3 protein-coding genes are annotated in these 2384 nt (G+C 72.9%); all 3 read left to right on the top strand.

The features are described 5' to 3' along the window. The first annotated feature begins 138 nt into the window (after window positions 1–138). The 3 genes from JS521_RS35295 to JS521_RS35305 all read left to right on the top strand — a co-directional run bounded on the left by JS521_RS35295 (window position 139) and on the right by JS521_RS35305 (window position 2318). Window positions 139–1284, top strand: a complete 1146-nt coding sequence (locus JS521_RS35295; protein ID WP_205086935.1) for a GAF domain-containing sensor histidine kinase — start codon at window positions 139–141, stop codon at window positions 1282–1284. Continuing rightward, the gene (locus JS521_RS35300) at window positions 1277–1921 is read left to right on the top strand and encodes a response regulator (protein WP_205086936.1); all 645 of its coding nucleotides are present in this window, start codon (window positions 1277–1279) and stop codon (window positions 1919–1921) included. Before JS521_RS35295 ends, JS521_RS35300 begins: the two co-directional genes overlap by 8 nt. 145 nt (window positions 1922–2066) lie before the next feature. Further along, window positions 2067–2318 carry a chaplin family protein gene (locus JS521_RS35305; protein ID WP_006123559.1) on the top strand — a complete coding sequence of 84 codons (252 nt, stop codon included), beginning with the start codon at window positions 2067–2069 and terminating at the stop codon, window positions 2316–2318. Window positions 2319–2384 lie beyond the last annotated feature (66 nt).

Genomic DNA, 2384 nt, shown 5'->3' on the forward strand with positions numbered 1-2384 from the left:
CCCCGCGTGTGCCTGGTGTGGTGCGCGCTGGTCGGCGTCGCGCCCCCACCCCCCCTCTCCCCCCCCCGCCGCCGCACCACGCCCGACACCACCCCCGGCCCGATCCGGCCGCCGTACCCCCGCCGGTACGGTGATCCCATGAGTCATCGCCCACCGTCGGGCCTCGCCGCGGTGAGTGCCGCGCTGCTCGCCATGAGCCGGCACCTCGAAGTGGGCGACGTCCTGAAGACGATCGTCGCCTCCGCCCGCGAACTGCTCGACGCCCAGTACGCGGCGCTCGGCGTCCCGGACGACCACGGCGGCTTCGCCCAGTTCGTGGTCGACGGCGTCAGCGACGAACAGTGGAAGGCCATCGGCCCGCTGCCCCGCCAGCACGGCATCCTCGCCGCGATGCTCCACCAGGCGAAGCCCGAACGCCTCGCCGACGTCCGCGAGGACCCCCGCTTCGGCGGCTGGCCCGATGCCCATCCCGACATGTCCGACTTCCTCGGCCTGCCCATCACGGACGGCGACGAGATCATCGGGGCGCTGTTCCTCGCCAACAAGATGTGCCCCAAGCCCGAGGGCGGCTGCGGCTTCACCGCCGAGGACGAGGAGCTGCTCCAGATCCTCGCCCAGCACGCCGCCATCGCCCTCACCAACGCCCGCCTCTACGAGCGCAGCCGCGAGCTGACCATCGCCGAGGAACGCTCCCGCCTCGCCCACGAGCTGCACGACGCGGTCAGCCAGAAGCTGTTCTCGCTCCGCCTCACCGCCCAGGCCGCCACCGCCCTCGTCGACCGCGACCCCGCCCGCGCCAAGGGCGAGCTCCAGCAGGTCGCCGTCCTCGCCGCCGAAGCGGTGGACGAACTGCGCGCCGCCGTCGTGGAGCTGCGCCCGGCCGCCCTCGACGAGGACGGCCTGATCGCCACCCTCCGCACCCAGATCCAGGTCCTGGACCGGGCGCACGCCGCCGAGGTCGCCTTCGAGAGCTGCGGAGTGCGCGCGCTGCCCGCAGCCCAGGAGGAAGCGCTGCTCCGGGTCGCGCAGGAGGCCCTGCACAACGCGCTGCGCCACTCCGGGGCGGAGCGCGTGAGCGTCACCCTGGCCCGGCGCGGCACCGCCACCGTCCTGCGCGTCACCGACGACGGGGGCGGCTTCGACCCCACCGCCGTCCGGCGGGCGGGCCGCCACCTCGGCCTCGTCTCCATGCGCCACCGGGCGAACAGCGTCGGCGGCCGACTCACCGTTGCCTCGGAGCCCGGCAAGGGCGCCACGATCGAGATGGAGGTCCCCGGTGGCTGACAAGATCATCAGGGTGCTGCTGGTCGACGACCATCAGGTGGTCCGCCGCGGACTGCGGACGTTCCTGGAGATCCAGGAGGACATAGAGGTCGTCGGCGAGGCGTCCGACGGCGCGGAGGGCGTGGCCCGGACCGAGGAGCTGCGCCCCGACGTCGTGCTGATGGACATCAAGATGCCCGGCACCGACGGCATCGAGGCGCTGCGCCGCCTGCGCGAGCTCGACAACCCGGCCAAGGTCCTCATCGTCACCAGCTTCACCGAACAGCGCACCGTGGTCCCCGCCCTGCGCGCCGGAGCCTCCGGTTACGTGTACAAGGACGTCGACCCGGACGCCCTGGCCGGCGCCATCCGCTCCGTCCACGCCGGACACGTCCTGCTCCAGCCGGAGGTCGCGGGCGCCCTCCTCGCCCAGGACGACGCGGGCACCGGTACGGGCCGGGGGAGCACCCTCACCGAGCGCGAGCGCGAGGTGCTCGGCCTCATCGCGGACGGCCGCTCCAACCGGGAGATCGCCCGCACCCTCGTCCTCTCCGAGAAGACGGTCAAGACCCACGTCTCGAACATTCTGATGAAGCTGGATCTGGCGGACCGGACCCAGGCGGCCCTGTGGGCGGTACGCCACGGAGCGGCGGGCTGACGCCTCCGGGGCGGCGGTTCCCGTCCGGACTGAGATTCATACTGTCGGGTGTATGTCACCCGTACGGCGCATCCTTCCGGGCCGCACGGCGTTCTCCAGGGCGTGCTGCGGCGGCTTGCCGCAGCCTTTCTAGGAGGAACCTGAAGTGAAGAACCTGAAGAAGGCCGCCGCCGTCACCATGATCGCGGGCGGGCTCATCGCCGCCGGCGCCGGAGCCGCCTCCGCCACCGGCCACAGCGGCGCCGACGCCCACGGCGCGGCCATCGGCTCTCCCGGCGTCGCCAGCGGCAACCTCGTCCAGGTCCCGGTCGCCGTCCCGGTGAACGTGGTCGGCAACACGGTCAACGTCGTGGGCCTGCTCAACCCGGCCTTCGGCAACCTGGGCCTGAACCACTGAAGCCTTAGCCGTTCCAGCCCGTCCGGCGTTTGAGGACGGAACCGCCCAGGCGGGGCTCCCGCACAC

It is taken from the genome of Streptomyces durocortorensis (assembly GCF_016901035.1).
GTDB lineage: Bacteria > Actinomycetota > Actinomycetes > Streptomycetales > Streptomycetaceae > Streptomyces > Streptomyces durocortorensis.

Bases quoted from the DNA above. Each gene is read 5' to 3' on its own strand.
- JS521_RS35295 (WP_205086935.1), top strand. From the start codon at position 139: ATGAGTCATCGCCCACCGTCGGGCCTCGCCGCGGTGAGTGCCGCGCTG.